Raw genomic sequence first — 20,845 nt, forward strand, 5'->3', positions numbered from 1 at the left:
GACCCCCATGTACCGGAGGTAACCCCCGTGTTCGGCCTGTCCCTGCCGCGGTCCCGCCGCCGTACCACCGCACTCGCCTCGGCCTTCGGGCTCACCGTCGCCGCCGCCGCCCTCTGGAGCGGTCTCGGAGCGGCCCAGCCGGCGCACGCGGCCGGTCTGCCCGCGCCCGACCACATCGTCGTCGTGGTCATGGAGAACCACGCCTACAACCAGGTCATCGGCAGTTCCAGCGCCCCGTACATCAACTCGCTGAAGGCCGGCGGAGCCGTCCTGACCCAGTCCTACGGCATCACCCACCCCAGCCAGCCGAACTACCTCCAGCTCTTCTCCGGCTCCCACCAGGGCGTCACCGGGGACAGCTGTTACACCCCCGGCTTCAGCTCCGCGCCCAACCTGGCCTCCGAGCTGATAGCCGCCGGCAAGACCTGGGCCAGCTACAACGAGGGCCTGCCCAGCCAGGGCTCCACCACGTGCAGCAGCGGCAGGTACGCACGCAAGCACAACCCGTGGTTCGCCTTCTCCAACGTGCCCACCGGCACGGCCAGGACCATGACGCAGTTCCCGACGGACTACACCACCCTGCCCAAGGTGTCCTTCGTCGTCCCCGACCTGTGCAACGACATGCACGACTGCTCCGTCGGCACCGGTGACACCTGGATCAAGAACAAGCTCAAGGGCTACGCGGACTGGGCCAGGACCCACAACAGCCTGCTCGTGGTCACCTTCGACGAGGACAACCGGCTCGCCGGCAACCGGATCCCGACCGTCCTGTACGGCCAGCCGGTGATCCCCGGCAGCTCCACGACCACCACCTACAACCACTACGACATGCTGCGGACCCTGGAAGGCCTGGCGGGCCTGACCAGCCACGCCGGCAACGCCGCCACCGCGAAGGACATCACGGGGATCTGGGCGAGCTGACCATGTACGTTGCGGACAGCCGCGGGACCCCCGCGACGCCCGCCGTGACCGCCGAAGCGGCCGCCGCCCCGGGTGCCCCGCGCCCGGGGCGGCGCGCCGCCCTCGCCCCCACGGTGCTGGCCCTCGGCACGGTCAGCCTGATCACCGACATCTCCTCGGAGATGGTCACGGCCGTGCTCCCCCTCTACCTCGTGGCCGGACTCGGCCTCTCCCCGCTCGGCTTCGGCCTGCTCGACGGCCTCTACCAGGGGGTCGGCGCGCTCGTCCGGCTGCTCGGCGGGCACCTCGGCGACCGGACCGGGCGGCACAAGGTCTTCGCCGGGCTCGGCTACGGCCTCTCCGCCCTGTGCAAGCCGCTGCTGCTCCTGGCGCACTCGCTGCCGGCCGTCGGGGCCGTCCTGGCCCTGGACCGGACCGGCAAGGGCCTGCGCACGGCCCCGCGCGACGCGCTGATCTCGCTGGCCAGCGCCCCGGAGGAGCGCGGCCGGGCCTTCGGCGTCCACCGCGCCATGGACACGGCCGGCGCCCTCATCGGCCCGCTGGCCGCCTACCTGGTCCTGCGCGGCGCCGCCGACGGCTACGACGCCGTCTTCACCGTCAGCTCCTGCGTGGCGGCCCTGGGCGTCCTCGTCCTGGTGCTGTTCGTACCGGGCCGCCCGCCCGGCGGGCCGAAGGCTGCGTCCGGGGCCGCGGGCGACGGGCGGTCCTCCGGGCCCGCCGCGGACCCGGCCGCGGGCGCGTCGGCCTCCGGACCGGCCGGGGGCGGGGGCGGGCCCGGCCGGCCGTCGCTCCGGGGCTCGCTCGGGCTGCTGCGGCTGCCCGACCTGCGGCGGATCAGCCTCTGCGCGCTGCTGCTGGGGCTGTGCACCGTCAGCGACGCCTTCGTCTTCCTGCTGCTCCAGCGGTCCACCGGCCTCGCCGACCGCTGGTTCCCGCTGCTGCCGCTCGGCACCGCCGCCGCGTTCTTCCTGCTCGCCCTGCCGCTGGGCCGCCTCGCCGACCGGATCGGCCGCTGGCGGGTCTTCCTCGGCGGCCACCTGGCCCTGCTCCTGTGCTACGGCCTCCTGCTGGCCGGCGGCGGCCACCCCGCCCTGCCGTACGCGGTCCTGCTGCTGCACGGGGCCTTCTACGCGGCCACCGACGGCGTGCTCATGGCCGCGGCCTCCGCCACCGTGCCCGACGAGCACCGCGGCAGCGGCCTGGCCCTCGTCCAGACCGGCCAGGCCCTGGCCCGGTTCTGCTGCTCCCTCGCCTTCGGCGCCGCCTGGACCGCCTGGGGCCCCCGCCCCGCCCTCGCCGTCGCCGGGGTGCTGCTGGCCGTGGCCGCCGCCGCGGCCACGGCCTTGCGCCCCGCCGACGCCTGACTCCCACCGTCCCCGCCCGGAAAGGCCTCCATGACCCTCCAACGCCGTCTCCTGATCCTGCTCGTGGCCGTCGTCGTCCTCGGCGGCGTGGCCGCGGCCGCCGTCCTGCGGGCCGGGGCCCGGGCCGACGAGAAGAACCAGGAGCAGGCCGGCGGGCCCCGGGTCACCCCCGGCCGGGTCTCGCTCGCCCCCGACGCCGGCGGGCGCCGGCTCGTCTTCCGCAACATGGCCTGGGGCCCCCACCGCGACGAGCTGGCCACCGTCCCCGCCGACCACCCGGACGCGCCCCGGACCGCCTCGGGCGTGAGCTGCCTGCGCCTGTACGCGGCCGCGGGCACCGGCATCTGCCTCCAGGCGGTCAAGGGCGGCGTCCAGGACAGCTACCGGGCCGTGGTCCTCGACGCGTCCCTGCGGGAGGTCTCCGCCCACCCCCTGGCGGGCATCCCGACCCGCGCCCGGGTCTCGCCCGGCGGGCACCTGACCGCCTGGACCGTCTTCGTCGGCGGCGACAGCTACGCCGGCACGGACTTCTCCACCCGGACCTCGGTGCTCGACCTGCGCACCGGCCGGCTGGAGGCCTCGCTGGAGGACTTCACGATCCGCAAGGACGGCCATGACCACAAGGCGGCCGACGTGAACTTCTGGGGGGTCACCTTCACCCCCGACGAGAAGGGCTTCTACGCCACCCTGGCCACCGGCGGGAAGACGTACCTGGTCCGCGGCGACCTGGACGCGCGCACGGTGACCACGCTGCGGGAGAACGTCGAGTGTCCCTCGCTGTCGCCCGACGGCACCCGGATCGTCTTCAAGAAGCGGGTGGAAGGCCGCCCCGCCGAAGCTCCCTGGCAGCTGCACGCCCTGGACCTGGCCACAGGCACCGAGACCCCGCTCGCCGAGGAGCGCAGCGTCGACGACCAGGCGGTGTGGCTGGACGACCGGACCGTCGCCTACGCGCTGCCCGGCGACTTCGGCGCCGACCTGTACTCCGTACCGGCCGACGGCAGCGGGAGCCCGGCCCGCCTCATGGATTCGGCCCTCGCCCCGGCCCTCCTCGGCTGAGGAGGACCGGACCGAGGGCCGGGGCGGAACGGGCCGGGACCAGCGGGGCGGCGGCCGTGCCACCGCCCCGCAGGACCGTTACGCCGGAACCAGCGTCTTGCGCCGTCGGCGCGGGCTCCGCGCCGACAGCCGCAGCTCGATGATCGAGCGCACGGTCGGCCACTCCTCGTCGAGGATCGAGTAGAAGGCCGTGCTGCGGACCACACCGTCCAGGCCCCGCGAATGGGCCCGGCGGACCCCTTCACTGGTGAAGCCCAGCTTCTCCATGGCCACCCGCGAGCGGGTGTTCCGGGCGTCCGCGCGCAGTGAGATGCGCCGCACGCCCCAGGTCTCGAAGGCGTGGCGCAGCATGAGCAGCTTCGCCTCGGTGTTGATCCCGGTGCCCTGGGCCGCCGGCGAGAGCCAGGTGTTGCCGATCTCGGCGGCGTCGGGGATCGCGGTCAGCGGATCGCCGTACGGGACGCCGGGCACGGAAGGCCAGACCAGCGGGCCCTGCCAATAGTCCAGTTCCAGGAACCGGGTGGAACCGACCACCCGCCCGTCCCGCCGTCTGACGATGGCGAACGGCAGCGAGCGGCCCGCCGCCTGATCGGCGAGGGCGCGGTCGATGTACTCGAGGGCCGCCTCCACACCGTGGGGTACGGGGGTGAAGGCGTAAGTCGTACGATCCTCGGCCCCGGCCACGGCCAGGGCCTCGGTGTGGTGGGGGGCGAGGGGCTCGAGCCGCACGAAGCGGCCGGCGAGGAGTACGGGTACGGGCACGGAGCCTTCGGTCCTTCGGAAGATGGGTGGTGGCACAGTCTGCGCCCCGGACGTCGCTGCGTGGGCAAAACACGAATGAAAGGCAACGGGCGGTCAGGTGAACGCGATGAGTGGCTCAATGTAGCTCGTTACCGGGATCCGATGAACCCCCTTGACAGGTATGGCGCGACACTGTTTTCCGGCGGCCTCGACCAGGAGTACGAGCCGGGAGAGCTCATGGTTCACGGACCCGGCGCTCCGCGCACCTCGCGGACCGCTCCGCACCGCCGTCCGGGGCCCTTCCCAGGACCCCGTTCCACCCCTCCTGACCTGCGATGATGTACTACGATCAGGCATCGTCGACGAGGGGCGGGGGCACGGGGGAATTGGCCCAACCGGACCGGCGCCGATTGGACCTGCCGGACGGGCCACCGTGACTGTTCTCATGGTGCGATGACGTCACGCATCCTGCCCCCGCCCGGAGCACCGCGCCGACTGGCTGCCGCGCAGCTGAGCAACTCCGTCGGTGACGGTGCGTACTACGTGTGTTCGGCCCTCTATTTCACCCGGGTGGTCGGCCTCTCGCCCGCCCAGATCGGCCTCGGCCTGACCGTCGCCTGGGCCGTCGGCTCGGTCGCCGGGGTGCCCCTGGGCGCGTTCGCCGACCGCCGCGGGCCGCGCGGCACCTCGGTGCTGCTCGCCCTGTCCACGGCCGCGGCCGTGGCCTCGTTCCTCGTCATCCGGTCCTTCTGGCCGTTCCTGCTCGCCGCCTGCCTGTACGCCACCGCCCAGTGCGGGCTCGCCGCCGCCCGGCAGGCGCTGCTGGCGGGGCTGGTGGAGCCCCGGGAACGCACCGGGGTGCTGGCGCACCTGCAGTCCCTGCTGAACGCGGGGCTGGCCCTGGGCGCCACCCTCGGCGGGCTCGCCCTCAGCGCCGACACCGCAGGCGCCTACCGCGCCGTGTTCGCCCTGGACGCGGTGAGCTTCCTGGTGTGCGCCGCGGTGCTGCTGCGGCTGCCCGTGGTGGCCCCGGTGGAGCGGCCGGCGGCCGGCGAGCCGCGCCTGGCCGTGCTGCGGGACCGGCCGTACGCGCTGGTCACCGTGCTGAACGCGGTCCTGCTGCTGCGGATGCCGCTGCTCAGCCTGGCGATCCCGCTGTGGATCGTGGAGCGCACGCAGGCGCCCGGCTGGCTGGTCTCAGCGCTGTTCGTGCTCAACACGGTCGGGGTGATGCTCTTCCAGGTCCGTACCGCCCGCCCCGTGACCGACCTGCGGACGGCCCGGGCGGCCGTCTGGAGCTCCGGACTGGTGATGGCCGCCTCCTGCGTGGTCTTCGCCCTGTCGGCGCTCCCCACGGCGGCCTGGGCCGCCGGGGCGGCCCTGGTCGTCGGCGCCGTGCTCCAGCTGATCGGCGAGATGCGGCAGTCGGCGGGGTCCTGGCAGATCAGCTTCTCGCTCGCCCCGGCCGAGAAGATCGGCCAGTACCAGGGCTTCTTCGGCACCGGCGTCCCGGTCGCCCGCACCCTCGGGCCCCTCCTGCTGACCTCCCTGCTGCTGCTGTGGGGCATCCCCGGTTGGCTCCTGCTGGGCGGCCTGCTGCTGGCGGCCTCCTGGGCGATGGGCCCGGCCGTCCGCTGGGCCGAACGCACCAGCCAGGCATCACCTGCCCCCGAACCGTCCTCGACGCCTCTGACGCAGAGCGCCCCCTGACCCCGGCGGGCAGGGCCTTGGAGCACGGGAGCCCCCGGAACGGCGCCTGAGATGATCCACCCATGGATGTCGCACGCGAGACGGCCCGCTCCGCGGGCCCGCACGGATAAGGAGCCTGACGTGCGGGAGGTGCTGCGGGAGCTGGCGCGGGTGGGGCCGTTCTTCGACGTGCCGGTGGGGGACCGGCCGCCGGGGGACGGGTTCCGGCCGCTCGGCGAGCTGTACGGGGAGGGGCTCGGCGGATACGTCGCCGAGGTCGGGCGGCGGCTGGGCAGCGCGGACCCGCGGGTGGCCGCCTCGACCGCGCAGCTCGGGATCGCCTCCCGGATGTGGTCCCTGGGGCTCGGCTGCGCGGTGCTGTCCGGGCAGGTCCCGGACCTCGCGCCCGACCGGGTCCGGTGGCGGCTGCCGCCCGCCGGGTCGCTCCAGCTGTGGCTGCCGGAGCCGGTCGCCCTGCCGGGCGGGGAGCTCGCGCGGACGGTGCTCGACGGGAACCTGGCCGTGCTGGACCGGGCGGTGCGGGACCGGTTCGGGCTCTCGCCGCGGATCCTGCGCGGGAACGCCGCCTCCGCCCTCGTCGGGGCGCTGCGGGTGCTGATGGGCCGGCTGCCCGGTCCGCCGTACCCGCCGGTGCCGGTGGTCGCCGGGCTGCTGGCCGACGACGGTCCCCTGGCGGGCACGGGCACGTTCGTGCACGAGGAGGGCCTGGGCGTGGCCTTCGTGCGCCGAAGCTGCTGCCTGTACTACCGGGTGCCGACCGGGGGCGGCCTGTGCGGGGACTGCGTCCTGCGGACGCGGTGACCGGACGACCGGACGACCGGGTGACCGGATGTCCAAGAGAACGGGCCCTTCGGTGAGCGGTCGTGCCGCTCACCGAAGGGCCCGCGACGACGGACCGGATCCTCAGAAGGTGAGGTTCCAGGAGTCGATCTTGCCGGTGTCCGCGCTGGCGTTGTCGTTCACGCGCAGCTTCCAGGTCCCGTTGGCCACCTCGGACGAGGCGTCCACCGAGTAGGTCTGGACGATGTTGTCGGTGCTGCCGCCGCTGCGGTTGTGCAGGGTGTAGACGGTGCCGTCCGGCGCCACCAGGTCGACCTTCAGGTCACCGATGTAGGTGTGCTTGATGTCCACGCCGACCTTGAGCGCGGCCGGCGCGTTGCCGGTGACCCCGCTGACGGTGATCGCGCTCTCGGCGGTGGCGTTGTCGTTGACGGTGACGTCCGTCAGGTTCTCGAAGAACTTCCCGGGCGGCGGGGTGGTCCCGACCGCCTTCAGCGCGTCGACCCGGCCCTCGCCGAAGAAGCTGTTGTTGGCGGTCGTACCGGTGCAGCGGCTGTCCGCCGGGCAGGCCAGGTCGGTGGCCTGCTGCGCCAGCTTGGCGCGGATGTCCGCCGGGGTGTACCCGGGGTTGGCGCTGGCGAGCAGCGCCGCCACGCCCGCGACGTGCGGCGAGGCCATCGACGTACCGCTCAGCGAGGCGTACTTGCCGCCGGGGACGGTGCTGTAGACCGACTCGCCGGGGGCGGAGACCTCGATGATGTCGCGGCCGAAGTTGGAGAACGAGGCCTTCGAGGTGCCGTTGGTCCCGTTGGCCGCCACCGTCACGACGCCCGGCAGCTCGGCCGGGATGTCCTTGCAGTCGTTGGTGACGGTGCGGGTGACCGGCGTCGAGTCGTTCGGGCTCGCCGAGTCGGTGGTCTTGGCGGCCAGGTTGTAGTTCTCGTTGCCGGCCGCGGCGACCTGGAGCGAGCCCTTGCCGTCGGCGTACTGCTGGGCGCGGCCGACGCCTTCGAGGATGGCGGCCTGGTCCAGGTCGTTCGGGCAGACGAACTGCCACGGGTCCGTGTAGTAGCTGTTGTTGGTCACCTTGAAGCCGTGGTCACCGGCCCAGACGAGACCGCAGATGGTGTTCTCGGGGAAGAACAGCGTGGTGCCCGGCTCGGCGATGCGGACCGAGGAGATCTTCACGCCCGGGGCCACGCCGACCGCGCCCTTGCCGTTCTTGGCGGCGGCGACGGTGCCGGCCACGTGCGTGCCGTGCTCGTCGACGTCGCGCCAGGCGCCGGGGCGGGTGTCGGGCTTGCCGTAGGCGCAGGAGACGGAGTCGGCCGCGTTGAAGTTCGGTGCGAGGTCCTGGTGCTGGTCGTCGACGCCGGTGTCGAGGATGCCGACCTTGACCGACGCCGAACCGGGGTTGACGGCCCAGGCCTGGTCGGCCTTGATCTGGCTCATGTCGGAGCGGACCGGCTCGGTGGTCGGCGGGGCCGCCTGGGCCGGGTTGTTCGGCAGCGCCGGGTTGTAGGCGTCGGCCGGAACGTCCGAGGTACGGGTGGCGCCCACCTTCTGCACCCCGCTGACGCCGCGCAGGGTGGCGGCGAAGGAGCTGGAGGTGGAATGGGCCACGATGACGCCGATGGCGTCGAAGTACGAGAAGACCGAACCGCCGTTGGCGGCCACGGCCGCCCGCACGGCGGAGGTGTCACCGGGGGCGGTGATCACCAGGTAGGCGCGGGTGCCGGCGGCCCAGGTCGCACTCTGGGAAGCGGCAGCAGCGGCGTCGGCGGTGGTGGCGAGTGCGGCGGCCCGGGGGGCCTTCGCGGAGTGGTTCGTCGGTCCGGCGGTGGCGAACGCCGACGGAGAGGCGAACGTCAGCGCGGCGCCGAGGGCGGCGGCCGTCACCAGGACACGTCGGGGTCGGCCCGATATGTGGGGTATCAATGCGTCCTCCGAGGCCCCGGTGGTGCTGGTGACACCTACCGGGGCGTACGAAACGAGTGGTGGACGCAAGATGTCAGACACGGACCGGGGGAGGGAAGTACCTTTCGGCGCACCTCGGTTATCGGTGATGTGGCCGAAAATCGACCCTCGCTGTCCGCTCCTCGGAGCGGCTGCGGAGCCGGGCGGGGCACAACGGCCAGAGACGCGACCGAAGAGACACGACCGAAGAGGCGCGACCGAAGAGGCCCGGCAGCCGGGAGGGTCGGCCGCCGGGCCCGGGCCGGGCGGGCAGGGCACCATGGGGGCGTGCCCCGGCCCGCCGGTTCCCGCCGCTCCGCCCCTCGCGAGCGGGCGGTGCGGCGGGCTCCGCCGGGGCCGGGTGGGTGGGCCGGCCGGGCGGCGGAGCGTCTCGGGTGATACGGGGTCAGGCCGCCGGGACGGTGTCCTTGCCGTCCGCCGGCTGGGCCGGCACCGGCGCCGCGGGGGCCTCGCCGTGGCCGTCGTCCACCAGCGTGGTCTCGTCGAACGGCAGCCGCCCGGCGAGCACCTCGGCGGCCCGCGCCTTGTCGAACTCCTTGGTCCAGGTGCCCACCAGGACGGTCGCCACCGCGTTGCCCGCGAAGTTGGTCAGCGCGCGCGCCTCGCTCATGAACCGGTCGATGCCCACGATCAGGCCCACTCCGTCGACCAGTTCGGGGCGGTGGGACTGGAGTCCGCCGGCCAGCGTGGCCAGGCCCGCGCCGGTGACGCCCGCCGCACCCTTGGACGCGATGATCATGAACACCAGCAGCGAGGCCTGCTCCCCCAGGGACAGTGGCTTGTCCATGGCCTCGGCGACGAACAGCGAGGCCATCGTGAGGTAGATCGCGGTCCCGTCGAGGTTGAACGAGTACCCGGTCGGCACCGTGATGCCGGTGACCGGCTTGGAGACGCCCAGGTGCTCCATCTTCGCGATCAGCCGCGGCAGCGCCGATTCGGACGACGAGGTGGACAGGATCAGCAGGAACTCCCGGCCCAGGTAGCGCAGCAGGGCGAAGATGCTCACCCCGGTGCACACCCGCAGCAGGGTGCCGAGCACGAGGAAGACGAACAGCAGACAGGTGGTGTAGAAGCCGATCATGATCACGGCCAGGGACTTCAGCGCGTCCACGCCGGTCGCCCCGACCAGCGCCGCGATCGCGCCGAACGCACCCACCGGTGCGGCCCACATGATCATCGCCAGCACGCGGAACACCAGCTTCTGCACGTGCCCGATCCCGCGGAGCACCGGCTCCCCGGCCGCCCCCATCGCCTGGAGCGCGAACCCGCACAGCAGCGCCACCAGCAGCGTCTGGAGCACCTGGCCCTCGGTGAAGGCCGACACCAGGGTCTTCGGGACGACCCCCAGCAGGAACTCGGTGGTGGACTCGGCCCCGCCGGCCTTGGCCTGGGCCGCGCCCGCCTTCGCCGCGGCCTCGGTCAGGTGCAGCCCGCTGCCGGGCTCCAGCAGGTTGCCCACCAGCAGGCCGATCGCCAGCGCGACCGTGGACATGACCATGAAGTAGCCGAGGGCCAGCCCGCCGACGGCGCCCACCTTGGCGGCCTTGCGGACCGAGCCCACCCCCAGCACGATCGTGCAGAAGATCACGGGCGAGATCATCATCTTGATGAGGTTGACGAAGCCGGTCCCCAGCGGCTTCAGCTCCACGGCGGTCCCGGGAGCGGCGAACCCCGTGATGATGCCGAGCAGCACCGCGGCGATGACCGCGATGTAGAGATAGTGGGTTCTGTCGCGCCTGGCGGCCACTGTGCCTCCCGGGTGGTGAAGTCGTTCCGGGAGACCATGACGCAGGCCTGTGACCCCGGTCACCCTTGCGTTCATTGAGTTCACACACCGGTGCACACTGACCGACATGTTCCGCTTGCCTCGTCCGCGCAGCCTCGCCGGCCAGCTCTTCGCCATGCAGGTGGTGCTGGTCGCGGTGGTGGTCGCCGGGTGCGCCGTCTTCGCGTACGCGACCGCCCGCCGGCAGGCGGAGGAGGCCGCCCAGCGCCAGGCCGGCGCCGTCGCCCACGCGGTCGCCGACTCGCCCTCCGTCCGCGAGGCCGTGCGCACCGCGGACCCCTCGGTCGCCCTCCAGCCGTACGCGGAACAGGTCCGCCGCGGCTCCGGCGTCGACTTCGTCACGATCATGGACACCGACGGGCGCCGCTGGACCCACCCCGATCCCCGCCGGATCGGCGAGCACTACATGGGCACCACCGCACGCGCCCTGCGCGGGGAGACCTTCGGCGAGACGTACACCGGCACCCTGGGGCCGTCCATCCGCGTGGTCACCCCGCTGCGCGACGCCGACGGGCGGATCGTCGGCCTGGTCAGCGCCGGGATCACCGTGCGCGCGATCAGCGACCGGCTGGCCGGGCAGCTCACCGCGCTGGTGTGGGTCGCCGTCGGCGCCCTGGCGCTCGGCGGCATCGGCACCTACGTGGTCAACGCCCGGCTGCGCCGGCACACCCACGGCATGAACGCCACCGAGCTCAGCCGCATGTACGACTACCACCAGGCCGCCCTGCACGCCGTGCGCGAGGGCCTGCTCATGCTCGACGGCCGGCGCCGGGTCACCCTCATCAACGACGCCGGCCGCGAACTGCTGGGCCTGCCCGCCGAGGGCGTGCGCGGCACGGGCGTCGCCGACCTGGGCCTGCCCGCGCCGCTGACCGGGGCGCTGCTCGCCGACCGGCCGCGGGTGGACGAGGTGCACCTGACCGCCGACCGGGTGCTGGTGCTCAACAGCGCCCCCGTGGCGGGCGGCGGCCGGCGCGGCACCGTGGTCACCCTGCGCGACCACACCGAACTCCAGGCGCTGACCGGCGAGCTGGACCATGAGCGGGGCTTCACCCAGGCCCTGCGCTCCCAGGCCCACGAGGCGGCCAACCGGCTGCACACCGTGGTCTCGCTCATCGAACTCGGCCGCGCCGACGAGGCCGTGGCCTTCGCCACCGCCGAACTGGAGCTCGCCCAGACCCTGGCCGACCAGGTGGTCGCCGCCGTGGGCGAACCGGTGCTGGCGGCGCTGCTGCTGGGCAAGGCGGCCCAGGCCCACGAGCGGGGCGTCGAACTGGTCGTCACCCCGGACAGCCGCAGCCTGGCCGAGGGGTGCCCGACTCCGCCCGCCCGGGACCTGGTCACGGTGCTGGGCAACCTCATCGACAACGCGGTGGACGCCCTGACCGGGGTACCGGGCGCCCGGATCGCCGTCACCGCCCGCCCGGACGGCGGGGAGCTGCTGCTGCGGGTCGCCGACAACGGGCCCGGCCTGCCGGCCGGCGAGGACGTGTTCCGGCGCGGCTGGTCGGGCAAGGGTGAGGGGCGGGGCCTGGGCCTCGCGCTGGTCCGCCAGGCCGTCCACCGGCACGGCGGCACCGTGGCCGCTGCCGAGGTTCCGGGCGGCGGCGCGGAGTTCACCGTACGACTGCCGCTGCGCCGGGAGGTGACCGGATGAGCGCCGCGCCCGAGGTGCGGGTCCTCGTGGTCGAGGACGACCCGGTGGCGGCCGCCGCGCACGCCCTCTACGTCGGCCGGGTGCCCGGGTTCACCGCCGTCGGGGCCGTCCACTCGCTCGGCGAGGCCGCCCGGGTGCTGGACCGCACCCCGGTCGACCTGCTGCTGCTCGACCTCGGCCTGCCCGACGGCAACGGGCTGCGCTTCGCCCGCGGGCTGCGGGCCTCGGGGCATCCCGTGGACGTGATCGTGGTGACCTCGGCCCGGGACCTGGCCGTGGTCCGCGAGAGCGTCTCGCTCGGCGTGGTCCAGTACGTCCTGAAGCCCTTCGCCTTCCCCACCCTGCGCGAACGGCTCCTGCGGTACGCGGAGTTCCGTGCGACGGCGGGGGAGGCGGCGGGCCAGGACGACGTGGACCGGGCGTTGGCCGCCCTGCGCGCGCCCCGCCCGGCGGAGCTGCCCAAGGGGCTCAGCGCCCCGACCCTCGACCGGGTCGCCGCCCTGCTGAGGTCGGCGCCCGAGGGCCTGACGGCGGCCGGTGCGGCGGAGGCGGCCGGGATCTCCCGGATCACCGCCCGCCGCTACCTGGAGCACCTGGTGGACACCGGCCGTGCGGACCGGACGCCGCGGTACGGCCAGGTGGGCCGCCCCGAACTGCACTACCGCTGGCTGGCGGCGGCCGGTTCGGTGTCGAAGGTGTAGTACTTGCGGTGGTCGAGCATGTCGGCCGGGGTGACGTCGTTCCACGGCCGCATCACGTCGTGCAGGTCGACCACGTCCGGCGTGCCGCCGCCCGGCAGGTACGTCGCCTGCGGGTGCCGCGCCTGCCACTCGGCCCAGAGCTTGTCGACGTAGGCGTGGTGCATCCAGAACACCGGGTCGTTGGGGGAGACCCCGGTGGCCATCTGGCCGCCGACCCAGACGTGCACCCGGTTGTGGAGGTTGGCGCCGCGCCAGCCCTCCAGGTGGTTGCGGAAGCCGCCGGAGGCGCTGTTCCACGGGGCCGTGTCGTACACGGGCATGGCCAGGACCGTCTCCACCTCGGCCTTGGTGGGCAGCTGGGCGACGCCCTCGCCGAGGGCGCGGCGCAGGTAGGAGCGGCCGTCGACGCGGACGTTGATGTTCCATTTGCCGCTGCCGTAGGCGAACGGGCCCTCGGTCACCTGGCCGTCGCGGGCCCGTCCCGTGCCGCCGAGGAAGTCGGCGGCCCACAGGGAGGCGCGGGCCGTCCGGTCCGTGGTCCAGTCCCAGTAGGGCAGGGAGACCTTCGGGTCGACCTTCTGCAGGGCCTGTTCGAACTCGATGAGGAAGCGGCGGTGCCAGGGGAGGAAGGAGGGGGAGCGGTGGCCGACCCGGTCGCCGGAGTCGGTGTCGCTCATGATGAAGCCGTTGTGGGTGGTGACGAAGCGGTCGTAGGCGCCCGTGCGCTTGAGTTCCAGCAGCGCATGGACGAAGGTCCGCTTCTCCTCGGGGGACAGCGACGCCTGGTTCTTGCGGACGGTCATGCCGCACCCCCGAACGGGAGCAGCGCCGACCCCTGGAGCTCGCGCACCGCGGCGCGGGCGAGCGAGGGCAGGTCGGGGAAGGTCTCGTAGTGGTTGACGACGCTGATGAAGCTGCCGTCGGCGTTGCGCATGACGTGCAGCTCGCGGCCGTCGATGAGGACCGTGGCGGTGCCGGGGGAGTGGTGGCCGCCGTGGTGGCCACCACCCTGGGCGGGCACGATCCGGATCCGGCGGCCCTGGTAGACCTCGTCCAGGGCGCCGTCGGATATCGCGGTCTGCGCGGTCGGTGCGGTGGCCGCGTGGGCGGCGGTGCCGGCGAGGCCGAGGACGGTGAGCGCACCGGCGGTCGTCCCCAACGCCCGGCGGCGGGTGATCTTGTTCATGGGCCGAAGGGGTATCAGCGCAGGCGGCAACCCAGGTCGATATTCCGACATGTAGGGATAAGTTGCGCATAGAACAAGATTGTCGATCTTCCCGTCCGGGCCGGCTCCAGTGGCCCGGACGGGAAGATCTTTCGTCGTCAGTCTATTCGACGCAAAAATTTTTCACCCGTCGGGGTGGGGGTGGGCGTGCTCACCCTGTGGACACGACCGGAAGGTGTACGTCCCGCTGTCTGGTTCTATGTCACCTATAGTCCGGAATATGGCTCTCCATGAGACGAAGGACACCGGCACGGGCGACCTCGACATCGACGTGTTCGCCACCCCGCTCAGCGGCCAGGTCCTCCCCAAGCACCGGATGCCGGACGATCACTCGCCCGCCGAGGTCGTCTATTCGCTGCTCCACAACGAACTGCTCCTCGACGGCAACGCGGCCCAGAACCTCGCCACCTTCTGCACCACCTGGTCGGACGACGAGGTCCACCGGCTGATGAACGAGTGCCTCGACAAGAACATGATCGACAAGGACGAGTACCCGCAGACGGCCGAGATCGAGGCCCGCTGCGTCAGCATCCTCGCCGACCTCTGGAACGCGCCGCCCGGCGCCGCCACCGGCTGCTCCACCACCGGCTCCAGCGAGGCCGCGATGCTCGGCGGACTCGCCCTGAAGTGGCGCTGGCGGGCCCGCCGCCGGGCCGAGGGCAAGTCCACCGACCGCCCCAACCTGGTGTGCGGGCCGGTGCAGGTCTGCTGGGAGAAGTTCGCCCGCTACTTCGACGTCGAGCTGCGCCAGGTCCCCCTGGAGCCGGGCGCCACGGGCTTGCGCCCCCACCAGCTCGACGCCTACGTCGACGAGAACACCATCGGCGTGGTCGCCATCCTCGGCGTCACCTACACCTGCGTCTACGAGCCGGTCGCCGAACTCTCCGCCGCCCTCGACCGGATCCAGGCCGAGCACGGCTGGGACGTCCCGCTGCACGTCGACGCCGCCAGCGGCGGCTTCGTCGCCCCCTTCCTCCACCCCGACGTGGTCTGGGACTTCCGGCTCCCGCGCGTGGTCTCGGTCAATACCTCCGGCCACAAGTACGGGCTCGCCCCGCTCGGCGTCGGCTGGATCGTCTGGCGCTCCGCCGAGCACCTGCCCGAGGACCTCGTCTTCCACGTGGACTACCTCGGCGGCGACATGCCCACCTTCGCCCTGAACTTCTCCCGCCCCGGCGGCGAGGTGATCGCCCAGTACTACCTCTTCCTCCGCCTCGGCCGCGGCGGGTACCGGCGCGTCCAGCAGAGCTGCGCCGACACCGCCCAGTACCTCGCCGGCGAGATCGCGGGGATGGGCCCCTTCACCCTCCTCTACGACGGCCAGGGCGCCCTGCCCGCCGTGTGCTGGACCCTCACCGACCCCGCCGGCGCCGACTTCAGCCTCTACGACCTCTCCGACCGGCTGCGGATGCGGGGCTGGCAGGTCCCCTCGTACCCCATGCCGCCGGACCAGGAGGGGACCGTCGTCCAGCGGGTGCTGGTCCGCCACGGGGTCACCCTGGACCAGATCGCCCTGCTGGTGGAGGACATGCGCCGGGCCCTGGAGCACTTCAAGGCCAACCCGGCTCCGCCGTCCCCGGTCAGCGCCTCGCGCTCGGGATTCCACCACTGACGCCCCGGCGACCCGGCCCCCGGGCCGGGGCCGGCACCGACCACCGCATGCCGAGCTCCTCCAGGGCGGCACGGCGCTCGGGCGTCAGGGCGGCGGCGCGGGCCCGCTGGTTCGCGATCCACGAGCCGAGTCGCACCGGCTCACCGCCGACCGCCTCCACGTGCCCGCGCGGCACCCTCAGATGCCCTTCGCGCGCGTGGAACGCCCGGGCCGCCGCCAGCCCCGCCGCCCACGCGTCCGCATGGCTGCGCCGCGGCCGGGGCCGTTCCTCCGCGGCCGCCGGCGCCAGGCCCAAGGTGTGCTCCAGCAGCCACCGCTGCGCCCAGCCCAGCCGGTCCCAGCCCAGCCGCTGGGACCGGAGCCAGGCGCCCAGGTCCTCGCCCTGGACGACCACCTCCCCCGGCGCGGGCAGCCGCCCGCCCGCGTCCAGATGCACCCGGGTCAGATGGAACGCGCGCTGCCAGGAGATCTCCCAGGACGGACACCACGACGGGTCGATCTCCTCCAGCGCCTCCCGGCGCTCCTGCGGCAACGCCCCCGGCCCCTGCCGGCGGGCGGCGGCCCGCTGGTTCTTCACCCACACCCCCACCGGGGCCCCCTCCCAGGTGGCGTCCGCCGGCGGCAGCAGGTGCCCGTGCGCGTCCGCCCAGGCGCGGGCCGCCGCCAGCCCGTCCCGGAACGCCACGTCGAAATGGCTCCACACCATCCCCAGCGCGTCCAGCTGCGCCACCCGCTCCGCACCCAGCCGCCCGCGGCGGTGGGCACGCCGGGCGTCGGCGATCCACTGACCGAGCGGGAACCGGGCCAGACCCGGCGGCCACGGCTCCCCGCCCGCGGGCACCTTGAACCCGAACGGCACCTTCAGGTCCCCGGCCACGGCCGCGTAGATCCGGGCCGCCTCCACCCCGCGCCGCCAGTGCGCCGTCTCCGGGTTGAGCACCCGCAGCCGGATGAACGAGGCCAGCAGCGCCGGGTCCCGCGGCACGGAGAAGCTCAGCAGCCCCTGCGCCGCCGTACTGATCCCCCCGCCGGCCCCCCGCGAGGTCCCGGCCGCCGGTTTGGGCGTCGTACTGGGGGCCTGCGGCTGGGCCAGCGACTCCACGATCCGGGTGTCGTGCGCGCGCAGCGCCTCCAGCAGCCGGGCCAGGGACCCGTACGCCCGCGAGGTCAGCATCGTCTCCGGGCTCTCCCCGGGTCCCAGCAGCACCGGCACCACCAGCGAGGCGACCTTCCCCTCGCCCGGCCGGATGCGCAGCGCCCGTCCCACGGCCTGCACCAGGTCGGGCATCGACCCGCGGACGTCGGCCCAGTACACGGAGTCGCACTCCTTGGTGTCCACGCCCTCGCCCAGGACCCGGACACTGCCCAGGAACGCCTTGTCGGCGATCCGGTCCGCCGCGAACGCCTCCAGCACCCGGCGCCGGTGGGCCGCCGAGTGCTGCCCGGACAGCCAGTCCGCCCACACCGTCCGCGGGTACTCCGGCTGCGGTGCACGCTGCGCGGCCCGCAGCCGCTCCGCCACCGCCGGAAGTCCCGCCGCGAACGCCTCTGCCTCCTTGGTCAGGTGGTGGAAGACCAGCGTCCGGGTGAACCCCTGCTCCGCTGCGGCCTTCACCAGCGCCGCCTGGAGGGCGGCCAGCCGGGCCCCGCGCACCGCGTCCGAACGGCCGTCGGCGCCCAGCAGCAGCGCCGCCTGGAACCCCGGGTCCGTCACGTCCACGCACACCACCCGGTACGGCGCGCAGATGCCGCGGTCGATCGCCTCCGACAGCGACAGGGTGTAGCAGCGGGCGCCGAACGGGCCCGCCGGATCGTCCTCCATGGAGGCCACCAGCCCGCCGTGCCCCTTGGCGGACCCCTCCTCCTCGCCGTCCTGCCACACCCGCGGCGTCGCGGTCATGTACAGCCGGCGGACGGCCGGGATCCGGGTGTTGTCGTGCACCACCGCCCACGGCTTGCCGATCCGGCCGGAGGTGCGGTGCGCCTCGTCGACCACGATCAGGTCCCAGCCGGGCAGCCCGGCCCGGTGGGCCCGTTCGAGGATGCCCAGGCCCAGCGAGGCATAGGTGGCGACCACCGTCACCCGCTCCACCGCACGGCACCAGCCGACCAGCTCCGCGGGATCGGTGGTGGCCGCGACCCCCACCTCCTCCCCGCGCAGCGAGCACACGGCGACCGTCCGCCCGGCCCGGCCGCCCTCCCGCCAGGCCGTCACCGTCTGCACCAGCAGGTCCAGCGAGGGCACCAGGACCAGCACCCGCCCGGCCTTCAGCTCCTCCGCGCAGCGCACCGCCACCAGCGACTTGCCGGAACCCGTGGCCATGATCACCTGGGTCCGCAGTCCGGCCTCGGGCACCCGCCCGCCGGGCGGGAGCTGGAGCGCCCGGACCGCGGCGTCCACGGCCTCCCGCTGATGGGGTCGGAGCTCCTTCTTCCGCATGTGCGCCGCTCCACCCGCTCTGATCAGCCCGTTCGGCTCCAGCCGCTATCTTCTGACCATTTTGAAGCATCCGCGCGGGTGGTGCGGCATGTCGTGCGGCGTGTCGTCGCGGCCGGGTCTCAGCGGGCGCCGAAGTTCTGCGTCCACCACGGGCCGCCCGCGCCCTGGTGGATACCGACGCCGATGTCCTTGAAGGAGCAGTTGAGGATGTTGGCCCGGTGCCCCGAGCTGTTCATCCACGAGTCCATCACGGACGCCGCCGACTGCTGCCCGCGCGCGATGTTCTCGCCGTACGTCGACCAGCGGTAGCCGGCGGCCGTGGTGCGGTCGCCCGGGCTGGCGCCGTCGGGGTTGGTGTGGTCGAAGAAGTTCCGGGAGGCCATGTCGTCCGAGTGCTTCTGCGCGGCCGACCGCAGCTGCGGGTCCTCCTTCAGCGGCCCGCAACCGGCCGCCGCCCGCTCCTTGTTCACCAGCGCGATGACCTCGCCCGCCAGACCCGGCGGGGCCGGCGCCGGAGCCGGCGCCTTGGAGGTCGCGGTACGGCTCGGGCTCGGGCTCTTCGACGGGCTCGCCGACGGCGAGGCGGAGGCCGAGGGGGACGCGGACGCCGAGGGCGACGCCGACGCGGACGGCGAGGCCGGCGCGGAGGGCATCGCGGACCCCGACGCGTCCAGGGCCGCCACCGGGGAGGCCTGGGCGCCCTTCGAGGCCTGCGGCCCGTGGTCGCCGGGCCGGGTGCTCAGGTAGAACAGCCCACCGCCCGCCACGCACACCGCGACCACGGCGCCGCCGACCGCCCGCCGCCGGGTCTGCCGCCGCTTGCGCAGCGCCCCGCGGCTGCCCCCGGGGCCACCGGCCGGCCCGCCGGCCGCGTCCCTGGCCGCGTCCCCGGCCCGGTGCCGGGCCGGTCCGCCCGCCGCCACGACCGGGGAGAGCTGCGTGGCCGCGTCGGCGAAGCCCGTACCGCCGTCGGCGACATAGCCGTCCGCCGGGTACGCCGCGCCCGCCGGGGCGAGCGCGGTGGCCGAACGGATGCCCGCCAGCAGCGCCGCCGAGACCGGCACCAGCGCCAGCCCGGCGAGCAGGCCCTCGGCCGGCATCAGCCCGTTCCACAGCCCCGAGCAGCGCAGGCACTCCCGGGCGTGCCGGGCTATTCGCTTGCGCCACAGCGCCGACGGGCGGCCGTCCCACGTGCCCAGCACCGACCGCAGCTCCGCGCAGGGCGGGTTGGCCTCCAGCGCCCGCTCGACCACCCGGGCCGACTCCAGCTGCGCCTTCATCCGCTGCACCCGCACCGCCGTGTGCTGCACCGGCAGCTCCAGCGCCCGGGCCACCTCCGCCCGGGTCAGCTCCCCGGCGCACTCCAGCCACCACAGTGACAGCAGGGCCCGGTCGTCGGGCTCCAGCCAGCGCGTGGCACGGGCGGTCTCGCGCCGCTGACCGGCGAGCTGCAGCCGGACGACGGTCAGGTCGACGAAGTCGGCCCCCGGGTCGGCCAGCTCGCTCGCCTCGTCCAGACCGCCGTCGGCGTAGGGCTGCCGGGACTGCCAGTGCGCCCGTACCCGGTTCATCGCGATCGCGACCAGCCAGGACCGGAAGCTCTCGTCCGCGCGCAGGGAGCCCAGGCCGTCCAGCGCCCGCAGCATCGTGTCCTGCACCACGTCGTCCACGTCGACCGAGCCGTTCAGGGCGCGTCCGACGATGTTGTAGACGAGCGGCAGGTGCGCCGCCACGAGCTCGTCCTGGGCGCGGGCGTCGCCCGCCCGGGCCGCCGCGACGAGCCCTGCCGTGTGGTCTGTACTCATGTGATGATCCCTGTCCGTGCCGCCGGTCGATGATGCCCAATACCTGGGAGACCGTCGAGCCGGGATCCGATAACACTTTCGTGGACCGATTCTTCGACAAGTTTTTCGTACGGGCCCGGCGGGGGTCGCTCAGAGCAGGGGGGCCAAGGCCCGCGCGGCCTGGCGGACGGCCGGCGCATAGGTCTCCAGCTGCTCGCGCGGGACCAGGAACGTGACCGTGGTGACGCTCACCCCGCCGACCGGCCGGCCCGCGGGGTCCAGCACGGCGGCGCCCAGGCAGCGGATCGTGGGCTCGTTCTCCTCGTCGTCCACGGCGAACCCCCGCTCCCGTACGGCGGCCAGCTCCGCCACCAGCTCCGGCACGGTGGCCAGGGAGTTCGGCGTGCGGCGGGGCAGCGGACCGGCCGCGAGCAGCTCGTGGGCCTCCTCGGGCGGCAGGGCGGCCAGGACGCTCTTGCCGATCGCCGTGGTGTGCAGCGGCATCCGCATGCCGACGCGGGAGGCGGTGCGGAACGGCTGGTCGCTCTCGCGCTTGTGCACGTACGTGATGCTGCCGGGGCTGATGCCGCCGGGGCTGCCGGGGCTGCCGGGGCCCGGGCTCGGGCTCGGGCCGCCGTACAGCGCCAGGTGAACGGTCTGGCCGGTGTGCTCGCGCAGCTCGTCCAGGATCCGTTCGACGCTCGGGGGTTCGCCGCCGACCACCAGCGCCGCCAAGGTCCGCAGCCGCGGGCCCACCCCGTACCGACCGTCCCCGGCGGGGCGGACGTAGTCCTGTTCGGCCAGCGCGGCCAGGATGCGGTGGGTGCTCGACCGGGGGACCCCGGCCGTCGCCGTCACCTCGGTCAGCCGGTGCGGGCCGCCGGGCGCCGCCACGGCCTCCAGGACCCGCAGCGACTTCTCCAGCGCCGTACCGGCGGCCGAGGTCCGGCCGCTCCGGGGCTCTGCCATGCGAACTCCCTTGTGGGTAAGGTCGGGTCGGATGTTCCGGTACACGATACAGAGTTCCACTACGTGGAACGGCTGGGGTGGGAAGGGGTGGGGTCCTGGTGGTGTCGACCGGTCGGGGC

16 protein-coding genes are annotated in these 20,845 nt (G+C 73.9%); 8 read left to right on the forward strand and 8 right to left on the reverse strand.

What is annotated here, in order from left to right; genetic code table 11:
- Positions 1-27: 27 nt before the first annotated feature.
- From EF918_RS04155 to EF918_RS04165, 3 genes are read left to right on the forward strand one after another with little or no spacing between them, the layout of a single operon-like run.
- The gene (locus tag EF918_RS04155) at positions 28-921 is read left to right on the forward strand and encodes an alkaline phosphatase family protein (protein ID WP_125640806.1); all 894 of its coding nucleotides are present in this window, start codon (positions 28-30) and stop codon (positions 919-921) included.
- Positions 922-923: 2 nt separating this feature from the next.
- Positions 924-2,285 (forward strand): MFS transporter, encoded by a 1,362-nt coding sequence (locus EF918_RS04160; protein WP_125640809.1) that lies wholly within the window; start codon positions 924-926, stop codon positions 2,283-2,285.
- A 30-nt stretch (positions 2,286-2,315) separates the two neighbouring features.
- Positions 2,316-3,344, forward strand: coding sequence for a TolB-like translocation protein (locus EF918_RS04165; protein ID WP_125640812.1), 1,029 nt, complete (start codon positions 2,316-2,318; stop codon positions 3,342-3,344).
- Between the two features lie 78 nt (positions 3,345-3,422).
- Here EF918_RS04165 and EF918_RS04170 read toward each other — a convergent pair whose 3' ends face one another.
- Positions 3,423-4,106, reverse strand: coding sequence for a GNAT family N-acetyltransferase (locus EF918_RS04170; protein WP_125640815.1), 684 nt, complete (start codon positions 4,104-4,106; stop codon positions 3,423-3,425).
- A 432-nt stretch (positions 4,107-4,538) separates the two neighbouring features.
- Here EF918_RS04170 and EF918_RS04175 point away from each other — a divergent pair, with 432 nt between their 5' ends.
- Both EF918_RS04175 and EF918_RS04180 read left to right on the forward strand, forming a co-directional pair.
- Complete coding sequence (locus EF918_RS04175) at positions 4,539-5,795, forward strand: MFS transporter (RefSeq protein WP_125640818.1); 1,257 nt, start codon at positions 4,539-4,541, stop codon at positions 5,793-5,795.
- 120 nt (positions 5,796-5,915) lie between these two features.
- Positions 5,916-6,596 (forward strand): (2Fe-2S)-binding protein, encoded by a 681-nt coding sequence (locus EF918_RS04180; RefSeq protein ID WP_260609752.1) that lies wholly within the window; start codon positions 5,916-5,918, stop codon positions 6,594-6,596.
- A 102-nt stretch (positions 6,597-6,698) separates the two neighbouring features.
- On the opposite strand, the gene EF918_RS04185 is transcribed toward EF918_RS04180, so the two are convergent.
- Complete coding sequence (locus tag EF918_RS04185) at positions 6,699-8,474, reverse strand: S8 family serine peptidase (protein ID WP_125640825.1); 1,776 nt, start codon at positions 8,472-8,474, stop codon at positions 6,699-6,701.
- 463 nt (positions 8,475-8,937) lie between these two features.
- Positions 8,938-10,299: a cation:dicarboxylase symporter family transporter gene (locus EF918_RS04190; protein WP_260609753.1), complete on the reverse strand. Its 1,362-nt coding sequence runs from the start codon at positions 10,297-10,299 to the stop codon at positions 8,938-8,940.
- A gap of 106 nt (positions 10,300-10,405) precedes the next feature.
- On the opposite strand from EF918_RS04190, the gene EF918_RS04195 reads away from it, so the two are divergent.
- Complete coding sequence (locus tag EF918_RS04195; protein WP_125640831.1) at positions 10,406-11,995, forward strand: sensor histidine kinase; 1,590 nt, start codon at positions 10,406-10,408, stop codon at positions 11,993-11,995.
- Positions 11,992-12,696, forward strand: coding sequence for a response regulator (locus tag EF918_RS04200; RefSeq protein ID WP_125640834.1), 705 nt, complete (start codon positions 11,992-11,994; stop codon positions 12,694-12,696). Before EF918_RS04195 ends, EF918_RS04200 begins: the two co-directional genes overlap by 4 nt.
- Here the strand turns inward: EF918_RS04200 and EF918_RS04205 are convergent.
- Both EF918_RS04205 and EF918_RS04210 read right to left on the reverse strand, forming a co-directional pair.
- Positions 12,654-13,499: a tyrosinase family protein gene (locus tag EF918_RS04205; RefSeq protein WP_125640838.1), complete on the reverse strand. Its 846-nt coding sequence runs from the start codon at positions 13,497-13,499 to the stop codon at positions 12,654-12,656. The genes EF918_RS04200 and EF918_RS04205 overlap by 43 nt on opposite strands.
- Entirely contained in the window at positions 13,496-13,882 is a 387-nt protein-coding gene (locus tag EF918_RS04210; RefSeq protein WP_125640841.1) for a tyrosinase cofactor, read from the reverse strand. Before EF918_RS04210 ends, EF918_RS04205 begins: the two co-directional genes overlap by 4 nt.
- A 259-nt stretch (positions 13,883-14,141) precedes the next feature.
- Here EF918_RS04210 and EF918_RS04215 point away from each other — a divergent pair, with 259 nt between their 5' ends.
- Positions 14,142-15,533: a glutamate decarboxylase gene (locus EF918_RS04215; RefSeq protein WP_125640844.1), complete on the forward strand. Its 1,392-nt coding sequence runs from the start codon at positions 14,142-14,144 to the stop codon at positions 15,531-15,533.
- On the opposite strand, the gene EF918_RS04220 is transcribed toward EF918_RS04215, so the two are convergent.
- The 3 genes from EF918_RS04220 to EF918_RS04230 all read right to left on the reverse strand — a co-directional run bounded on the left by EF918_RS04220 (position 15,502) and on the right by EF918_RS04230 (position 20,726).
- Positions 15,502-17,973 (reverse strand): DEAD/DEAH box helicase, encoded by a 2,472-nt coding sequence (locus EF918_RS04220; protein WP_125640847.1) that lies wholly within the window; start codon positions 17,971-17,973, stop codon positions 15,502-15,504. The two genes, EF918_RS04215 and EF918_RS04220, sit on opposite strands and share 32 nt — an antisense overlap.
- Before the next feature lie 119 nt (positions 17,974-18,092).
- Entirely contained in the window at positions 18,093-19,778 is a 1,686-nt protein-coding gene (locus tag EF918_RS04225; protein WP_125640850.1) for a sigma-70 family RNA polymerase sigma factor, read from the reverse strand.
- A gap of 129 nt (positions 19,779-19,907) precedes the next feature.
- Positions 19,908-20,726, reverse strand: coding sequence for an IclR family transcriptional regulator (locus tag EF918_RS04230; protein WP_125640853.1), 819 nt, complete (start codon positions 20,724-20,726; stop codon positions 19,908-19,910).
- Positions 20,727-20,845 lie beyond the last annotated feature (119 nt).

It is taken from the genome of Streptomyces sp. WAC06614 (assembly GCF_003949795.1).
Taxonomy (GTDB): domain Bacteria; phylum Actinomycetota; class Actinomycetes; order Streptomycetales; family Streptomycetaceae; genus Streptomyces.

What these genes read in the sequence shown, in the direction of transcription:
- EF918_RS04160 (WP_125640809.1), top strand. Translation starts at nt 924, where the DNA reads ATGTACGTTGCGGACAGCCGCGGGACCCCCGCGACGCCCGCCGTGACC.
- EF918_RS04165 (WP_125640812.1), top strand. Translation starts at nt 2,316, where the DNA reads ATGACCCTCCAACGCCGTCTCCTGATCCTGCTCGTGGCCGTCGTCGTC.
- EF918_RS04175 (WP_125640818.1), top strand. Translation starts at nt 4,539, where the DNA reads ATGACGTCACGCATCCTGCCCCCGCCCGGAGCACCGCGCCGACTGGCT.
- EF918_RS04195 (WP_125640831.1), top strand. Translation starts at nt 10,406, where the DNA reads ATGTTCCGCTTGCCTCGTCCGCGCAGCCTCGCCGGCCAGCTCTTCGCC.
- EF918_RS04200 (WP_125640834.1), top strand. Translation starts at nt 11,992, where the DNA reads ATGAGCGCCGCGCCCGAGGTGCGGGTCCTCGTGGTCGAGGACGACCCG.
- EF918_RS04205 (WP_125640838.1), bottom strand. Translation starts at nt 13,499, where the DNA reads ATGACCGTCCGCAAGAACCAGGCGTCGCTGTCCCCCGAGGAGAAGCGG.
- EF918_RS04210 (WP_125640841.1), bottom strand. Translation starts at nt 13,882, where the DNA reads ATGAACAAGATCACCCGCCGCCGGGCGTTGGGGACGACCGCCGGTGCG.
- EF918_RS04215 (WP_125640844.1), top strand. Translation starts at nt 14,142, where the DNA reads ATGGCTCTCCATGAGACGAAGGACACCGGCACGGGCGACCTCGACATC.
- EF918_RS04220 (WP_125640847.1), bottom strand. Translation starts at nt 17,973, where the DNA reads ATGCGGAAGAAGGAGCTCCGACCCCATCAGCGGGAGGCCGTGGACGCC.
- EF918_RS04225 (WP_125640850.1), bottom strand. Translation starts at nt 19,778, where the DNA reads ATGAGTACAGACCACACGGCAGGGCTCGTCGCGGCGGCCCGGGCGGGC.
- EF918_RS04230 (WP_125640853.1), bottom strand. Translation starts at nt 20,726, where the DNA reads ATGGCAGAGCCCCGGAGCGGCCGGACCTCGGCCGCCGGTACGGCGCTG.